This is a genomic window from Bacteroides sp. 3_2_5, assembly GCF_000159855.2.
Taxonomy (GTDB): domain Bacteria; phylum Bacteroidota; class Bacteroidia; order Bacteroidales; family Bacteroidaceae; genus Bacteroides; species Bacteroides fragilis.
Genome location: NZ_JH636044.1, coordinates 2,800,865 through 2,815,395, shown reverse-complemented (window position 1 = coordinate 2,815,395; position 14,531 = coordinate 2,800,865). Strand labels below are relative to the sequence as shown.

Sequence of the window (14,531 nt, the reverse complement as noted above, 5' to 3'; positions counted from 1 at the left end):
TGTGTGAATTAGCACGATCATAGTGCGCATGCGCACAAAAATACAAATTTATTACTCTCCTTTCAATACTTTGGCCGGATTGATATTGGCAGCTTTCCGTATTTGCCATATCAGAGTGGCCAGTGATATGAAAGCAGTCACTATGGCGGCAATTGCAAACAGCCACCAGGATATAGGAGCTTTGTTGGCGAATCCTTCCAGATATTTCGAAATGATATACCAGGACAGAGGTGCCGAAATGATGAATGCCATTCCCAGGATAATCGAGTATTTCTTTAATAGAAGCGGATAGATCTCTTTCAGGGTAGCGCCGTTTACCTTGCGTAGTGCTATTTCACGATATCGCTGACGGATGTCGAACATGGACAATCCGAACAGTCCCAGGCAAGATATAAGAATGGCAATGATACTGAACAGGGAGTATATCTCGGCAGTTCGCTTGTCTTCCTGATACATGGTCGCTATCTCGTCTTCTAAAAAGCTGTATTCAAACTCACCTTCGCCCAGTATTTCATCGCGCAGCTTTTTCAGGAAGGCAATGGCTTCTTGCTTTTTTCCGGGAACGATTTGTGCCATCAACCGGTCTCTGTAGCTGCCCCGCGGATCTTCGTAAACGATAAAGAGCGGAGGAGTGGCTTTCGATAAATGGCCGATTTTGAAGTCCTTGATCACTCCGATAACCTGATATGGAGGATTCTTCTTCATTTCTTCGGATTTTGACAAGGACCACCACAATCTCCTTTCAGGCTGAATCAGGGCTGTTTCTATATTATCTATTTCCAGAAGTGATTTGGCCGATTCGTTGATGATCATTTTATAATCAGTCCATTGGTCGACAGAATCATTCCATAGGCGGCCTTCTTTTAGCTGAAAGCCGAACAGTTCAATATATTTATTGCTCAGGCTGCTGTAAATAACTTGCTTGAACTCGTCCCGCTGTGCATTCCGCACATTGATATAATTGTCATCCAGCTGATTCGGGTTCTCTCCATATTCCCAACGGATAAAGAGCGGGGAATGATCCATCTCTTCTTTGATGTAGGCCAGATTACTTTTCTCTCTCTGCTTCCGTCTCTCCCACTCTTCGTCTGATATATTTATATCATACGAAGAGCGTTCGGCGTATAACTGACATTGAATGATGTCCTTGGTGGTATAGTTCAGATCGGCAGACAGCATGAAGCGGACTTGCTTCGTGAAAAAGAGGGAAACAATAATAAGTACAAAGGTGATGATGTATTGAACGAATAAAAACAGCACACGGGATACGATGGAATGTCCTCCCGCATTTACCGAACGGATAGATACGGAAGGTGAAACGTAGTTGTATCTGATGAATGGATAAATAGAAGTCAATAATGGCAACAGAATCAGGATTCCTACGGATAATGTGGCACTAAATTCCGTATTGGAGGTTTGCGGTATCCGGAGCACATGTTCCATCATGCCACCGGTTATTTCGATAATGCACCAGGATATGCATAGAGCCATGCCTGTCAGGATAAAGTTTTCAGTGAAAATCTGTGCGAATACATCCTTTGCGCCGGCACCATATACTTTTTTGACTCCAAACTCTCTGGCACGCTTGAGCATCATCACCGTATAGATGTTGATGAAATTGAACAAGCCGATTATCAACAAAGCAATGGTGACAACGGCAAGTACTAAGATATTATTGTAGTTGCCTTTCCGGATATTGTTATTATAAACGCGGACAGTCTTATCGAAATAGAAATCTTTTAATGGAAAGAACTGCAGGCGGGTCGGTGCATCCATATGGCACCTTAACTTCATAAACTTCTCGTTCTTGACGTTCAGTTTCTTAAAGTCCGTTCCGGGTATCAGTTGTACCAGACTATTGCTTAAACGCGACCATGAATGTTGCAATCGTTCGGATATAATAAGGTCGAAATCTAAAAAGCTTTTCGTCGTCGGCTCTCCTATTACTCCCGTAACTGTGACGATGTCCCCCGTGCTGTAAGTCATTGTTTTCCCAATAGGATTCTCTTTTCCAAACAATCTTTCAGCCAATCGCCGGGTGATGATGGCGTCATTCGGAGACTTCAGAGATGAAATGCCGGACACGGACGGATAGGGTAATATCTGCAGAAACACACTGTCGGTCACTACGGTTTTTACATTATATATCTGTTTCCCTACTGTAATCCTGTCTTCCGGAAAGTTAATCCATCGGGTACTTTTCAGGACAGACGGGTCGTTCAGCGGATCGATAAAGTTGGGGTCGTTATTCCTATCTTCATTACTGCTTATTGTCCGCCTTCCATCTTCGTACTCGATATATAGCAGATAGGTGTTTTCAAGGTCTTTGCAGAAATGATTTACGGTAACCTCCTGATGGATATACCGGAGGATGATAAGTACACAAGCCAGACTCAAGGCCAAGCCCAGTATATTGATGAATGTATATGTTCTGAAACGTGCCAGAGCCTTCCAGGCCAGCCTTATGGTTTTCATGTTTGTATGATTTTGAGTTTGATTCACCACGGAGTAACACAGAGTCTGAAAGAGTTTTAACCTCTTGCTTATTAAGATATTAAGAGAGAACTATCTCTGTGTAACCCTGTGCCATTCTGTGGTGAGTTCGATTCATTTTTATATTACTTAAGTATTAATTCTTCTGCCTCGCCAAAGGTATCATATCCTGTTGTAACGACATAATCTCCGGGCTCTAATCCTCCGGTAATTTCATATTGTTGCGGATTCTGGCGTCCGATGGTGATAGGCGTACGTACGGCTTTGGTTTTAGATGCATTGGCTTTGTAAATCCACTGTCCGCCGGTGGCCTGATAGAAGTTACCGCGTGGGATGACGATGGCTTGTTCAGGCTGTCCCAATTCAATCTGGACACGGAAACTCTTACCTACACGTACGTTATCGGGCATTTCGCCGGTGAAGACCAGATCGACGTCGAACATGCGGTCTTTTACCTCGGGCACAACTTTTGTGATGCGAAGCGGATACTTTTTACCCTGATAGTTGACAGTAGCAGGCAGTCCGGTGGTAATGCGGTCGATGTAGTATTCGCTCAATGAAGTATGAATCTTATATTGATCGAGTACTTTGATTTCGGCGATACTTTCACTGGAGCCCACCTGCTGTCCCGGAGTAACTTTCACAAAGCTCAGCTGTCCGCTGATGGGTGCTTTCACTACCAGATTGCCCAGACGCTCTGTGGCCCGTTCATACTTCTTACGCTCCCGCTCCATATCGGTTCGTATCAGATCTTTGCGGATGATGGTCACGGCCGAATCGTGGCGAAGACCTTCGCGTTGCAGTTCGGCATTCTTCACCTTGTAATTGTATTCGTCTTCCGACACTTCGAGTTGTGCTTTACTCTTGATGCCCATGCGGAATTCTTCTTTGTCCAACGTGAAACTTTTTTTCAGGCGTGCCAGTTCGTAATTGGTTTCCAGCGTCTGTTGTTTCAGGCTCAGGCTTTTCTGTTCCATTTCGATTTCTTTCTCCTGATAAGTGATGCGTTGCTTCTCCCAGTCGTCCCGCTGGTCTTCGATGCTACGCAGCAAGTCCGGATTCGAGAGGGTCAGAATCGTATCTCCTTTCTGGAGCAAACTGCCTTCCTCGGCTATGATACGCTCTACGCTTCCCGCTTCACGGGTGTTTACTTTAATGGTGAGAATAGGCTGTATCAATCCTTCCACATCGACGTATTCCATAAACTTGTCATCTTTGACTTCGGCTATCTGTATGTTTTCCGACTCGATGCGGAGCTTGCGCGGCCCGGCCGACAGAATGATGACGTAAACAAGGAAAGCGACAAATGCAATTCCTCCGGCTATGTAGAATTTATAGCGGATGTACCAGGGTTTCTTTTCAATTTTAATATCCATATTATTTTGTTTTTTCGATTTGTAGTTTATAATTCCGGTCAGTCTATCAGCAGGTCATAATTCTCGGTAAGCGGCGTTTTGCCTTCAAAGTCGAAAAGAGTAAGGCTGCGCAACGTGTAATACAGACTCCAGTAGTTGTAAAGAGCCGTTATGTAGTTGCGGCGTGCCTGGTCCTTCTCGGTGATGGAAGCGTTTAGATCGAGAATGGTAGACTTGCCCAGCAGATAAAGTTTGCGGGCCACGTCGCTGCGTCGTTGAGCTGTTTCATCGGTTCGCGCGGCTATTCTGACCCGCTGGGCCTGAAGATTAAATTGTTTCACCAGTTTGCGTATGTTTAGTTCGAAATCGGTCTTGTCTTGTTCCACCTGTGTGTACACAAGGTCGCGGTTGGAGCGTGCCACGCGCACTTTGCCCTTGCCCCGTCCCCAGTCGAGGATGGGTAGTGCTACACTCAGGCTGACGTACTGCTGATCCAATGGCCTCTTGTAGGCGCTTCCCAGCTTGTCGGCAGTTTGTGTCAGGCCGAAACGCAGATAAATATCCGCTTTCAGTCCGGCATTGGCACGGGCGTATGACACGTTGCTTTCGCTCTCCAGTTTCCGGCGTATCATGTTTTGTATTTCCGGACTGTTTTCGTTGGCCAGTAATAAGGCTTCGTGCAGTTCTACACTGAAGTCGGGTACGTGGTCGTTGATTTTCACCTTGAGTTCCTCGTCACTCTGAATGCCCAGATACGAGCGTAGCTCCTGCATGCAGTTGTCCATCTCGATACGGGCATTCATTCGGTTGGTTTCTTCGGTCAGTTTGTTCAGTTCCAGTTGCAGCATTTCGTTTTCGGTGATGGTACCGATGTTGTAGCGTCCCTGGGCATATTGATAGAGTGTGTCTGCGTTAGCGTAATTGGTAGTGGCGGTTTCGTAATTGCTCTGTGCGGTGGCAAGGTTAAAGAATTTTTGAGTAGCACGCGTGGCTACCAGTTCCAGTGTTTCTACATACGATTTCTTTGCTTCCCGGTAGCGGACCGGTTCGATGCGGCGATCCCACTTCAGGCTGTTATATCCGAAGAGCGACTGACGATAGCCTATATTAATAGGTGAAGTCTGCCAGGCTGTCGTGTGGTCGCTGAAGATATCCATTCGTTGTGCTGCCGTTTCCACAAACAGTGAACCGCCGGTCCATGGAATGTTCTGTGTTAAATTCAGAGTAAGGTCGGTGCTGAGCATGTTTTGTTCTACAAACTTCACGGTTCCGTCTCCCAGTGTTACCTTATTGATAGCCCGGTTCAGGTTCGGGTCCGAGGTCAGGCTCAAGGCAGGCAGATAGTTCGCCCTGTAATATTTATAGTTCCAGTAGGCTGAGCGGAAACTGTGGCGTGCGGTTTGTGCGTCGGGTGACTGAAGCTTGGCAAGCTTTACGGTTTCGTCCAGCGAGAGCTCCATCGTGCGTTCCTGTGCAGTTGCCGGAAAGATATAACTGCATCCGGCAATGATAAGTATCGTTTTCAAGTTCATTGTGCATTTCTTTTTCTATAAACCATTCAAAAGCCGTGCCATACGTGTAATATTTTGTTTATTAATAGTTTGCATCTTTATTCCCTATTGCTTTCGTGTGCATATACGCACAAAAATAGTGCGAATTAGCACACACAACACATGGATATAATATGTACCTTTGCCCTCAGGCTAAAGGTAAGTGAATATATCCGGCTTACTTTAGCATCATTACATGGTAAGATAAGATGTACGAGATGTATAACCGGTACACGACGAGTTGTACAACTGGTGCATGACGAGATGTACAACTGGTACACAACGAGTTGTACAACTGGTATATCTTATCCTTTAAAGGAAAGTAAATTAGCTCGTAATATAACATGGAACAGCTTGGAAAAATATTAATTGTAGACGATAACGAGGATGTGTTGTTCGCCCTCAATCTATTGCTCGAACCTTATACTGAGAAGATTAAGGTGGCTACTACTCCCGATCGCATCGAATACTTCATGACCACGTTCGGTCCGGACATCATTTTGCTCGATATGAACTTCAGTCGTGATGCCATCAGTGGGCAGGAAGGATTTGAGAGTCTGGAACAGATTCTGAAGATCGATCCGCAGGCCATTGTGATTTTTATGACGGCTTATGCCGATACGGACAAGGCTGTGCGTGCCATCAAAGCAGGTGCAACGGACTTTATCCCCAAACCATGGGAAAAAGAGAAACTGCTGGCTACACTCTCTTCGGGCATGAAACTCCGGCAGTCACGTCATGAAGTGAATATGCTGAAGGAGCAGGTAGAAGTGCTGAGCGGACAGGGTGGACCGGAAAATGAGATTATCGGTGAATCGGAGGCTATGCAAGAGGTGTTTTCAACCATCAACAAGTTAAGCGAGACGGATGCCAATATCCTGATTCTGGGTGAAAACGGTACCGGAAAAGATGTGATTGCCCGCTTGCTGTACCGTTGTTCTCCCCGATATGGTAAACCGTTTGTAACGATCGACCTGGGCAGTATTCCCGAACAGTTGTTCGAAAGCGAATTATTCGGATACGAGAAAGGTGCTTTCACCGACGCACGCAAAGCAAAGGCGGGACGCATGGAAGTGGCGACAGGGGGTACTCTGTTTCTGGATGAAATAGGTAACCTTTCGCTCCCTATGCAATCGAAACTGCTCACTGCGATAGAGAAAAGGCAGATCAGCCGGTTAGGCTCTACTCAGTCGGTACCTATCGATGTCCGCCTGATCTGTGCGACGAATGCCGATATCAGGGCAATGGTGGATGAAGGTAATTTCCGTCAGGATCTGCTCTATCGCATCAATACGATAGAAATTCATATTCCTCCTCTACGGGAGCGTGGTAACGATGTCATTCTGCTGGCCGAGTTCTTTTTAGAGCGCTATGCCCGCAAATATAAGAAGGAGATGCACGGGCTGACGCGCGAGGCAAAGAATAAGTTACTGAAGTATAACTGGCCGGGCAATGTACGCGAGTTGCAGCATACCATAGAGCGTGCCGTGATTTTGGGTGACGGCTCCCTGCTGAAGCCTGAGAACTTTCTTTTCCACTCTTCTGTCCGGCAAAAGAAAGAGGAAGAGGTACTCAATCTGGAATTGCTGGAACGGCAAGCGGTAGAGAAAGCCATGCGGCTGAGCGAGGGGAACATCACCCGGGCAGCCGAGTATCTTGGTATCACCCGTTTTGCTCTTTATCGCAAACTTGAAAAACTGGGCTTATGAAACGCTATTCCATCAGTGTGGTGCTGCACATTTTATTGTTGGTGGTGCTCTCCATCGGAGGATACTTGCTGTTCTGTTACGAATTATGGTTCAGCACTCTGATTGTGGGCATCCTGCTGATCGCTACAGGCGTTCATCTCTATTCCATCCAGATGAAATTGGCAGGCATGATGAGACGACTGACAGACTGCATCCGCTTCAATGACATGACGCAGAACTTTCAGCCGCCGTTTAAAAGCAAGATGATGGTTGAACTGGCGGACGAACTTTCTCAGACGCTTAGGTTGTTCCGTGGACGCCTGCTCGAGGAAGAGATCAAGCACCAGTATTACGAGAACCTTTTAAATAAGGTAGATACGGCTGTGGTGGTGACTGACCGTTCGGGCCGGGTGGAATGGATGAACCGTGCGGCCGTGGCACTGGTCGGACAAGAATCCCGGTTGCCTCAGGAGTGGCTGACCACCTCCTGGAACGAGACGCAGGTGGTACGTATCCGGCAGCAAGGAGCCTCGGTAGAGATGGCGGTATCATGTACTTTGTTTGCCGCACAAAATAAGGAAAGGCTGTTGGTCAGCCTGAAAAACATCCATTCGGTATTGGAACGTAACGAGATGGAAGCCTGGCAGAAGTTGATACGGGTATTGACCCATGAAATAATGAACTCTATCACTCCTATCATTTCATTATCCGAAACATTGAGTGAACGCGGAATACCCGAACGGCTCAGTGAGAAAGAATACGGAGTGATGTTGCAAGCCATGCAGACCATCCATCGGAGAAGTAAAGGGCTGCTCGGTTTTGTGGAAAACTACCGTCGGTTGACTCGTATCCCCACTCCTGCCTGCACATCGGTAGCGGTGGACGAACTCTTTTCCGACCTAAGGAAACTCTTCCCTGATTCGTTCATTCATTTTGCGGCAACACACAGGGGGGCCACTCTGTACATTGATCGTGCCCAGATAGAGCAGGTGCTGATCAATCTGATTAAAAATGCCAAAGAGTCCTGCGGACAAAATACTGCACCGCAGATAGAAGTAGAGTTGGAACAGGTCCCCGGAAAAGTTTGCAGTCTCACGGTGCGTGACAACGGCGAAGGCATTCTTCCGGAAGTGATAGACAAAGTATTTGTTCCGTTCTTTACGACCAAGCCATCGGGGTCCGGCATCGGACTCAGTTTATGTAAGCAGATCATGAATCTGCATGGCGGCACCATTACAGTCTCCTCAGAGATAGGGAAAGGAAGCTGCTTTACACTGATGTTTCCGGGAAGATAGGGGCTGTTAACCCCTATCCAATCCGCTCATGTCCGGATTGAGCTCTTTTACTGCGTCGCGCACTTCTTTCTTGGTGGCTTCGCTGTAGGTTCCGGTTTGCTGTACGGGAACTTTGTCTTTAAGCACTTTTTCAGCCTTTTTTTGTTCTTCTGATGAAGTTTTCTCTTTTTCGGTATTCATAAGTCCGATCTCCTTTCTTTTATTAATAATGATATAAACGCCATTACAGATGGTTGGTTCACTATGTTTTAGTTATTTTCTGTTTCTAATTCTTTGATTTCTTTGTTGAGGAATACCGATAATATGGTTCTTATAACGACAATACCTCCCAGAATAATCAGTTCGTTCATTGTAGGTTCCAATACCGTTTTCAATATGTCCGAAGCGATAAGGAACTCCAGCCCCAATAGCAGGTAAGTGCCGAACACGGCTCTCAACTTTCGGATATTGGTCGGGGTGTAAGCTCCGGTTACTCTCTTCAGTTCATTGATAATGAAAGAAATAATGGCAATAAGCGCGCCATAAGTTACGATCAGCAAACTGATGACGCTGATGATAGTAGCAAGTAGATTTAAAAATTGTGTAAGCATAAGAGTTGTTATTTGGGTAGTGGATAAAGTGGGTTACCTGTTTCGTCTATTTCGGTCCAGTCCTTTACGCTGACAGAGGGAATGGAAACAGAACTGTCTATAAACAAGGCTATGCCGGCAAGGGCAATAAGCCGTATCGGTTTGGGAGTTTTCAATCTCATGACATTCGTTTTTAATGGTGATATTTCTGTATTATACATTTGAAACGGCATTTAGTTCACTGCTTTCGGAAATATAACTTGAAATACCGCTTTAAAATCTATCTAATAGTATCAAACTTCATTAACACGGAGAACTTTTTCTATTTTTTATTGTCTTTATAGCATAATAATAAAATGTAGAACATATGGCAAAAGTAATTAACAGAGATGTACCTATCGCAGAAGAGAATACCACTCTTACCGGCCAGCCGGCAACAAATATGTATGACGACTGGAGTGAAGAGATGGAAGACCGTGCAGACAATGTGTATGATGATACCAAAAAGAAATCTGCCGGCAACAAAAAGTCAAAGGAGAAGAAGCTCAAGGAGATAGATGAAGTAGTAAAAGAGGATCTTGAGTAACTGTTCTCTGTCGTTTGTTTGGTAAAAGAGTCCCGATTCCATCAGAACCGGGACTCTTTTAATGAGTAATCCTCTTTTTTTATTTCATATTCAAATATATGACGGACAGGGTGTTAAAAAATAAATATCAAAAAAACGTTCCTCCACTATTGTATATTAAAAAATAGTCCCTATCTTTGCACCGCTTTTGAAAGGAACTTCCCTATAAAACGGGGTGTAGCGCAGTCCGGTTAGCGCACCTGCTTTGGGAGCAGGGGGTCGTGGGTTCGAATCCCGCTACCCCGACGAAAATGAAGTTCTTGTGAAAAAAGCACTCGGGGTGTAGCGCAGTCCGGTTAGCGCACCTGCTTTGGGAGCAGGGGGTCGTGGGTTCGAATCCCGCTACCCCGACAGGAAATAAGAGTAATCGCACATGTCAATGTGGTTACTCTTATTTCATTTTGTGCTATGGTGGAATTCCGATAATACGGAATAATGCAACTGGAACAGAGCGACGCCTTTTACATTTTCAAATAAAACTCCCGGGTTAATTTAATGTATTCATCACTGTAGCGGTGGCGAGCAACTTCTGTTAATAATTTCTCTTCTTTGCAGTCTTGTTTTATAAATGTAAATGAGATCAAGGTACGTTTTGGGGGTGCTCCCGGTTTAGTGATGACCAAGAGCTGGCGGGATGGATACAGGCCTTGTGAAGATGCGATGTCTTTAAAAGAATCACTTGCATCCATCGGTATGACTACTGTAAAAGTACCATTTGGCGAAAGTAAATTCGATACTCCCTTCAGCAACTCTTCATAAGACAGGTTATCGTTATGTCGGGCTGTGTTGCGCTGGCTGTCCGGACACTTCAGGGAGTCTGTGAAATATGGAGGATTTGATACGATTGTATCATATTTCAGGCTATTATTCTTATTGCTGTATAACCTGAAATCCTGGCAAACGACTTCTATCCTGCTTCCCCAAGGTGAACGGGTGATATTCTCTGCAGCCTGTTGTGCGGCTGTTCCGTCTATTTCAAGAGCAATAACGGAAGCGGAACAGCGTTGGGCCAGCATAAGTGCCACCAATCCGGTACCGGTACCAATATCAAGAATACGTGCCGAGGACTCTACCGGGGTCCAAGCTCCGAGCAGGACACCGTCTGTGCCTACTTTCATGGCACATTTATCGTGCCAGACAGTAAACTGTTTAAACTGAAAAAAAGGTTGGCTCATTTAGCTAAGAAATAATTAAGTTCGCCAAAAATAGGTAAATATTGTGATATGACATTCCGTCCACATTATTATTTGGCATTGTTTTTGTGTTTTTATCGAATAGATGTTTTATTCTTAATGAAGAATCGATTAACTTTGCGAACGTTTTATGTTCGCTGATATGACATAAACTAATTTATACGAAATGAAGAAAGAAAGATATTTAAGAGAGATGGATGACCAGAATGATAACGCATTTTCATTAATTGCCGATTTTGACGGAAACGAAGATCAAGTGTTTGACATAAAGGTTGGTGAAACTCTTCCGGTACTCCCCCTCCGTAATATGGTATTGTTCCCCGGAGTATTTATGCCTGTTTCTGTTGGCAGAAAATCATCTTTGAGATTGGTGAGGGAAGCCGATAAGAAAAAATCCTATATTGCAGTAGTTTGCCAGAAAATGGCGGAAACGGACGAGCCGGCATTTGAGGACTTGCACCCGATCGGAACCATAGGTAAGATTGTGCGTGTACTCGAAATGCCCGACCAGACAACAACAGTCATTATTCAGGGAATGAAACGCCTGGAGCTGAAGAATATTACTGAAACACATCCGTACCTGAAGGGTGAAGTGAACATTATTGAAGAAGAAATCCCTTCAAAAGATGATAAGGAGTTTCAGGCATTGGTGGAAACCTGCAAGGATTTGACAATACGATATATTAAATCATCGGACACTTTACATCAGGAATCAGCGTTTGCCATCAAAAACCTGACGAACCACATGTTCCTGGTGGACTTTATCTGTACGAACCTTCCGTTGAAGAAGGACGAGAAAATCGAACTGTTGCGCATTGATTCGTTGCGTGAACGTACCTATCGGTTGCTTGAAATCCTGAATCGTGAAGTGCAGTTGGCCGAAATAAAGGCATCTATCCAGATGCGTGCCCGTGAGGATATTGACCAACAGCAACGTGAGTATTTCCTGCAGCAGCAGATTAAAACGATCCAGGACGAACTGGGTGGCGGCGGCCAGGAACAGGAAATAGAAGAGATGCGCCAAAAGGCAGAACACATGAAGTGGAGTACCGAAGTGCGGGAAACTTTCCTGAAAGAGCTTGCCAAGCTGGAACGTACCCATCCTCAATCGCCGGATTACAGTGTGCAGTTGAATTATCTGCAGACAATGCTCAATCTGCCGTGGGGAGTTTATACTACCGACAATTTAAACCTAAAGAATGCCGAGAAAACGCTGAATAAGGATCATTATGGTCTGGAGAAAGTAAAGGAACGCATTCTGGAACATTTAGCCGTACTTAAATTGAAGGGTGACATGAAGTCTCCTATTATCTGTTTATACGGCCCTCCGGGAGTTGGTAAGACTTCACTGGGAAAATCGATTGCCGCAGCCTTGAAGCGGAAATATATCCGTATGTCATTGGGAGGTGTGCACGATGAAGCGGAAATTCGCGGACACCGTAAAACTTATATCGGTGCAATGCCGGGACGTATTATCAAAAACCTGATTAAAGCGGGTTCTTCGAATCCGGTATTTATTCTGGACGAAATAGATAAAGTGAGTGCCGACCGTCAGGGAGATCCTTCATCGGCTTTGCTTGAAGTGCTTGATCCGGAACAAAATACGGCTTTCCATGATAATTTCCTGGATGTGGATTACGACTTGTCCAAAGTGATGTTTATTGCTACGGCAAACAACTTGAATACCATTCCCGGACCATTGCTCGATCGAATGGAACTGATTGAAGTGAGTGGTTATATCACGGAAGAAAAAGTGGAAATAGCACGAAAGCATTTAGTGCCGAAGGAGCTGGAAGCAAACGGAATGAAGAAGACCGACATTAAAATTCCAAAAGATACGCTGGAAGCTATTATCGAATCGTACACACGTGAAAGCGGTGTGCGTGAGTTGGAAAAGAAAATCGGTAAGATTCTTCGTAAATCGGCTCGCCAATATGCAACAGATGGTTTCTTCTTAAAAACAGAAATCAAACCGACTGATTTGTATGACTTCCTAGGTGCTCCGGAATATACTCGTGATAAATATCAAGGCAATGATTATGCCGGTGTGGTGACAGGATTGGCATGGACAGCCGTTGGAGGTGAAATCTTATTTGTTGAGACCAGTCTGAGCCGCGGCAAGGGCGGACGTCTCACATTAACCGGAAATTTGGGTGAAGTGATGAAAGAGTCTGCTATGCTGGCACTTGAGTATATCAAAGCACATGCTTCACTCTTAAATCTGGATGAAGAGATCTTTGATAACTGGAACATCCATGTCCATGTCCCTGAAGGAGCTATTCCGAAAGACGGTCCGTCGGCGGGTATCACAATGGCTACTTCGTTGGCTTCTGCTTTGACACAACGTAAGGTGAAGGCTAATCTGGCTATGACCGGGGAAATCACGTTACGTGGCAAGGTACTTCCGGTAGGTGGTATTAAGGAGAAGATTCTGGCAGCTAAGCGTGCCGGCATCAAAGAAATTATTATGAGTGCCGAGAACAAAAAGAATATTGACGAAATACAGGATATATATCTGAAAGGACTGACTTTCCATTATGTGAATGATGTAAAAGAGGTCTTTGCCATTGCATTGACTCAAGAGAAGGTTGCCGATGCCATTGATTTATCCGTAAAGAAAGCCAACCAGGAATGACATTCGAATTACAATATACAGACGCAAAAAGTAATGCCCGTGCCGGTCTGATTACAACAGACCACGGGCAAATACAAACCCCTATATTTATGCCGGTAGGTACAATCGGCAGTGTGAAAGGAGTACATCAGACTGAATTGAAAGAGGATATTCAGGCACAGATCATTCTGGGAAATACATATCATCTTTATTTGCGGCCGGGACTGGATGTACTCGAAAAAGCCGGTGGATTGCATAAGTTCAATGGATTCGACCGTCCGATGCTGACCGATAGTGGTGGTTTTCAGGTGTTTTCTTTGTCCGGTATCCGTAAATTGCGTGAAGAAGGGGCCGAATTCCGTTCGCATATTGATGGCAGCAAGCATATCTTTACTCCTGAAAAGGTTATGGATATCGAACGTATCATAGGTGCCGACATCATGATGGCATTTGACGAATGCCCGCCGGGGGATTCGGATTATGCATATGCCAAAAAGTCATTGGGATTGACACACCGCTGGCTCGACAGATGCATTCAACGATTCAATGAGACGGAACCTAAATATGGTTATAGCCAGTCTCTTTTTCCTATCGTGCAAGGATGTGTATACCCCGACCTGCGTAAACAATCTGCAGAATACATAGCTTCGAAAGATGCAGACGGTAATGCCATTGGCGGACTTGCCGTAGGCGAACCGGTAGATAAGATGTACGAGATGATTGAGTTGGTGAACGAGATACTTCCCAAGGACAAACCACGTTATCTGATGGGAGTCGGCACACCGGTTAATATTCTTGAGGGTATTGAACGTGGAGTAGATATGTTCGACTGTGTGATGCCTACCCGTAACGGACGAAACGGAATGTTGTTTACGAAAGACGGTATCATGAACATGCGTAATAAAAAATGGGAAGCAGACTTCTCTCCTATTGAAGCTGACGGTGCTTCGTATGTAGACACACTGTACAGCAAAGCATACTTGCGCCATTTATTCCATGCGCAGGAGTTGCTGGCCATGCAGATTGCATCTATCCACAATCTGGCGTTTTATTTGTGGCTGGTAGGAGAAGCACGCAAGCACATTATCGCAGGAGACTTTTCAACCTGGAAACCTATGATGGTGAAAAGAGTGTCAACAAGACTATAAA

Annotated in this window: 12 protein-coding genes and 2 tRNA genes; 7 read left to right on the top strand and 7 right to left on the bottom strand. The window is 45.1% G+C overall.

Features of this window, described 5'->3' with window-relative positions; translation table 11 throughout:
- Positions 1–51 precede the first annotated feature (51 nt).
- The 3 genes from BSHG_RS06625 to BSHG_RS06635 form a co-directional block, all read right to left on the bottom strand.
- Positions 52–2,475, bottom strand: coding sequence for an ABC transporter permease (locus BSHG_RS06625; protein ID WP_008660265.1), 2,424 nt, complete (start codon positions 2,473–2,475; stop codon positions 52–54).
- Between the two features lie 143 nt (positions 2,476–2,618).
- A complete protein-coding gene (locus tag BSHG_RS06630; RefSeq protein ID WP_005787749.1) occupies positions 2,619–3,869 on the bottom strand; it encodes an efflux RND transporter periplasmic adaptor subunit in 1,251 nt (416 codons plus the stop codon).
- Between the two features lie 38 nt (positions 3,870–3,907).
- Positions 3,908–5,380, bottom strand: a complete 1,473-nt coding sequence (locus BSHG_RS06635; RefSeq protein ID WP_005787747.1) for a TolC family protein — start codon at positions 5,378–5,380, stop codon at positions 3,908–3,910.
- A gap of 362 nt (positions 5,381–5,742) precedes the next feature.
- On the opposite strand from BSHG_RS06635, the gene BSHG_RS06640 reads away from it, so the two are divergent.
- On the top strand, positions 5,743–7,107 hold the full coding sequence (locus tag BSHG_RS06640) for a sigma-54-dependent transcriptional regulator (protein WP_005793798.1): 1,365 nt from the start codon (positions 5,743–5,745) through the stop codon (positions 7,105–7,107).
- Positions 7,104–8,381: a sensor histidine kinase gene (locus tag BSHG_RS06645; RefSeq protein WP_008660262.1), complete on the top strand. Its 1,278-nt coding sequence runs from the start codon at positions 7,104–7,106 to the stop codon at positions 8,379–8,381. Before BSHG_RS06640 ends, BSHG_RS06645 begins: the two co-directional genes overlap by 4 nt.
- Positions 8,382–8,387: 6 nt before the next feature.
- Here the strand turns inward: BSHG_RS06645 and BSHG_RS22230 are convergent, their stop codons facing one another.
- From BSHG_RS22230 to BSHG_RS23330, 3 genes are all read right to left on the bottom strand, one after another.
- The gene (locus tag BSHG_RS22230) at positions 8,388–8,561 is read right to left on the bottom strand and encodes a hypothetical protein (RefSeq protein ID WP_005777810.1); all 174 of its coding nucleotides are present in this window, start codon (positions 8,559–8,561) and stop codon (positions 8,388–8,390) included.
- Positions 8,562–8,629: 68 nt separating this feature from the next.
- Positions 8,630–8,971 carry a DUF1622 domain-containing protein gene (locus tag BSHG_RS06650; protein WP_008660261.1) on the bottom strand — a complete coding sequence of 114 codons (342 nt, stop codon included), beginning with the start codon at positions 8,969–8,971 and terminating at the stop codon, positions 8,630–8,632.
- An 8-nt stretch (positions 8,972–8,979) separates the two neighbouring features.
- Positions 8,980–9,132, bottom strand: a complete 153-nt coding sequence (locus BSHG_RS23330; RefSeq protein ID WP_162837734.1) for a hypothetical protein — start codon at positions 9,130–9,132, stop codon at positions 8,980–8,982.
- Positions 9,133–9,317: 185 nt separating this feature from the next.
- On the opposite strand from BSHG_RS23330, the gene BSHG_RS06660 reads away from it, so the two are divergent.
- The 3 genes from BSHG_RS06660 (at position 9,318) to BSHG_RS06670 (ending at position 9,926) form a co-directional block, all read left to right on the top strand.
- Entirely contained in the window at positions 9,318–9,536 is a 219-nt protein-coding gene (locus BSHG_RS06660; RefSeq protein ID WP_005787741.1) for a hypothetical protein, read from the top strand.
- Positions 9,537–9,746: 210 nt separating this feature from the next.
- A tRNA-Pro gene (locus BSHG_RS06665) sits at positions 9,747–9,821 on the top strand.
- 30 nt (positions 9,822–9,851) lie between these two features.
- A tRNA-Pro gene (locus BSHG_RS06670) sits at positions 9,852–9,926 on the top strand.
- A 110-nt stretch (positions 9,927–10,036) separates the two neighbouring features.
- On the opposite strand, the gene BSHG_RS06675 is transcribed toward BSHG_RS06670, so the two are convergent.
- Positions 10,037–10,750, bottom strand: coding sequence for a tRNA1(Val) (adenine(37)-N6)-methyltransferase (locus BSHG_RS06675; protein ID WP_008660259.1), 714 nt, complete (start codon positions 10,748–10,750; stop codon positions 10,037–10,039).
- 184 nt (positions 10,751–10,934) lie between these two features.
- Here BSHG_RS06675 and lon point away from each other — a divergent pair, with 184 nt between their 5' ends.
- Positions 10,935–13,403 carry an endopeptidase La gene (lon, locus tag BSHG_RS06680; RefSeq protein ID WP_005787738.1) on the top strand — a complete coding sequence of 823 codons (2,469 nt, stop codon included), beginning with the start codon at positions 10,935–10,937 and terminating at the stop codon, positions 13,401–13,403.
- Positions 13,400–14,530 (top strand): tRNA guanosine(34) transglycosylase Tgt, encoded by a 1,131-nt coding sequence (gene tgt / locus BSHG_RS06685; RefSeq protein ID WP_005787735.1) that lies wholly within the window; start codon positions 13,400–13,402, stop codon positions 14,528–14,530. Before lon ends, tgt begins: the two co-directional genes overlap by 4 nt.
- The last annotated feature ends 1 nt before the right edge of the window (position 14,531 follow it).

Bases quoted from the DNA above. Each gene is read 5' to 3' on its own strand.
- BSHG_RS06625 (WP_008660265.1), bottom strand. From the start codon at position 2,475: ATGAAAACCATAAGGCTGGCCTGGAAGGCTCTGGCACGTTTCAGAACA.
- BSHG_RS06630 (WP_005787749.1), bottom strand. From the start codon at position 3,869: ATGGATATTAAAATTGAAAAGAAACCCTGGTACATCCGCTATAAATTC.
- BSHG_RS06635 (WP_005787747.1), bottom strand. From the start codon at position 5,380: ATGAACTTGAAAACGATACTTATCATTGCCGGATGCAGTTATATCTTT.
- BSHG_RS06640 (WP_005793798.1), top strand. From the start codon at position 5,743: ATGGAACAGCTTGGAAAAATATTAATTGTAGACGATAACGAGGATGTG.
- BSHG_RS06645 (WP_008660262.1), top strand. From the start codon at position 7,104: ATGAAACGCTATTCCATCAGTGTGGTGCTGCACATTTTATTGTTGGTG.
- BSHG_RS22230 (WP_005777810.1), bottom strand. From the start codon at position 8,561: ATGAATACCGAAAAAGAGAAAACTTCATCAGAAGAACAAAAAAAGGCT.
- BSHG_RS06650 (WP_008660261.1), bottom strand. From the start codon at position 8,971: ATGCTTACACAATTTTTAAATCTACTTGCTACTATCATCAGCGTCATC.
- BSHG_RS23330 (WP_162837734.1), bottom strand. From the start codon at position 9,132: ATGAGATTGAAAACTCCCAAACCGATACGGCTTATTGCCCTTGCCGGC.
- BSHG_RS06660 (WP_005787741.1), top strand. From the start codon at position 9,318: ATGGCAAAAGTAATTAACAGAGATGTACCTATCGCAGAAGAGAATACC.
- BSHG_RS06675 (WP_008660259.1), bottom strand. From the start codon at position 10,750: ATGAGCCAACCTTTTTTTCAGTTTAAACAGTTTACTGTCTGGCACGAT.
- lon (WP_005787738.1), top strand. From the start codon at position 10,935: ATGAAGAAAGAAAGATATTTAAGAGAGATGGATGACCAGAATGATAAC.
- tgt (WP_005787735.1), top strand. From the start codon at position 13,400: ATGACATTCGAATTACAATATACAGACGCAAAAAGTAATGCCCGTGCC.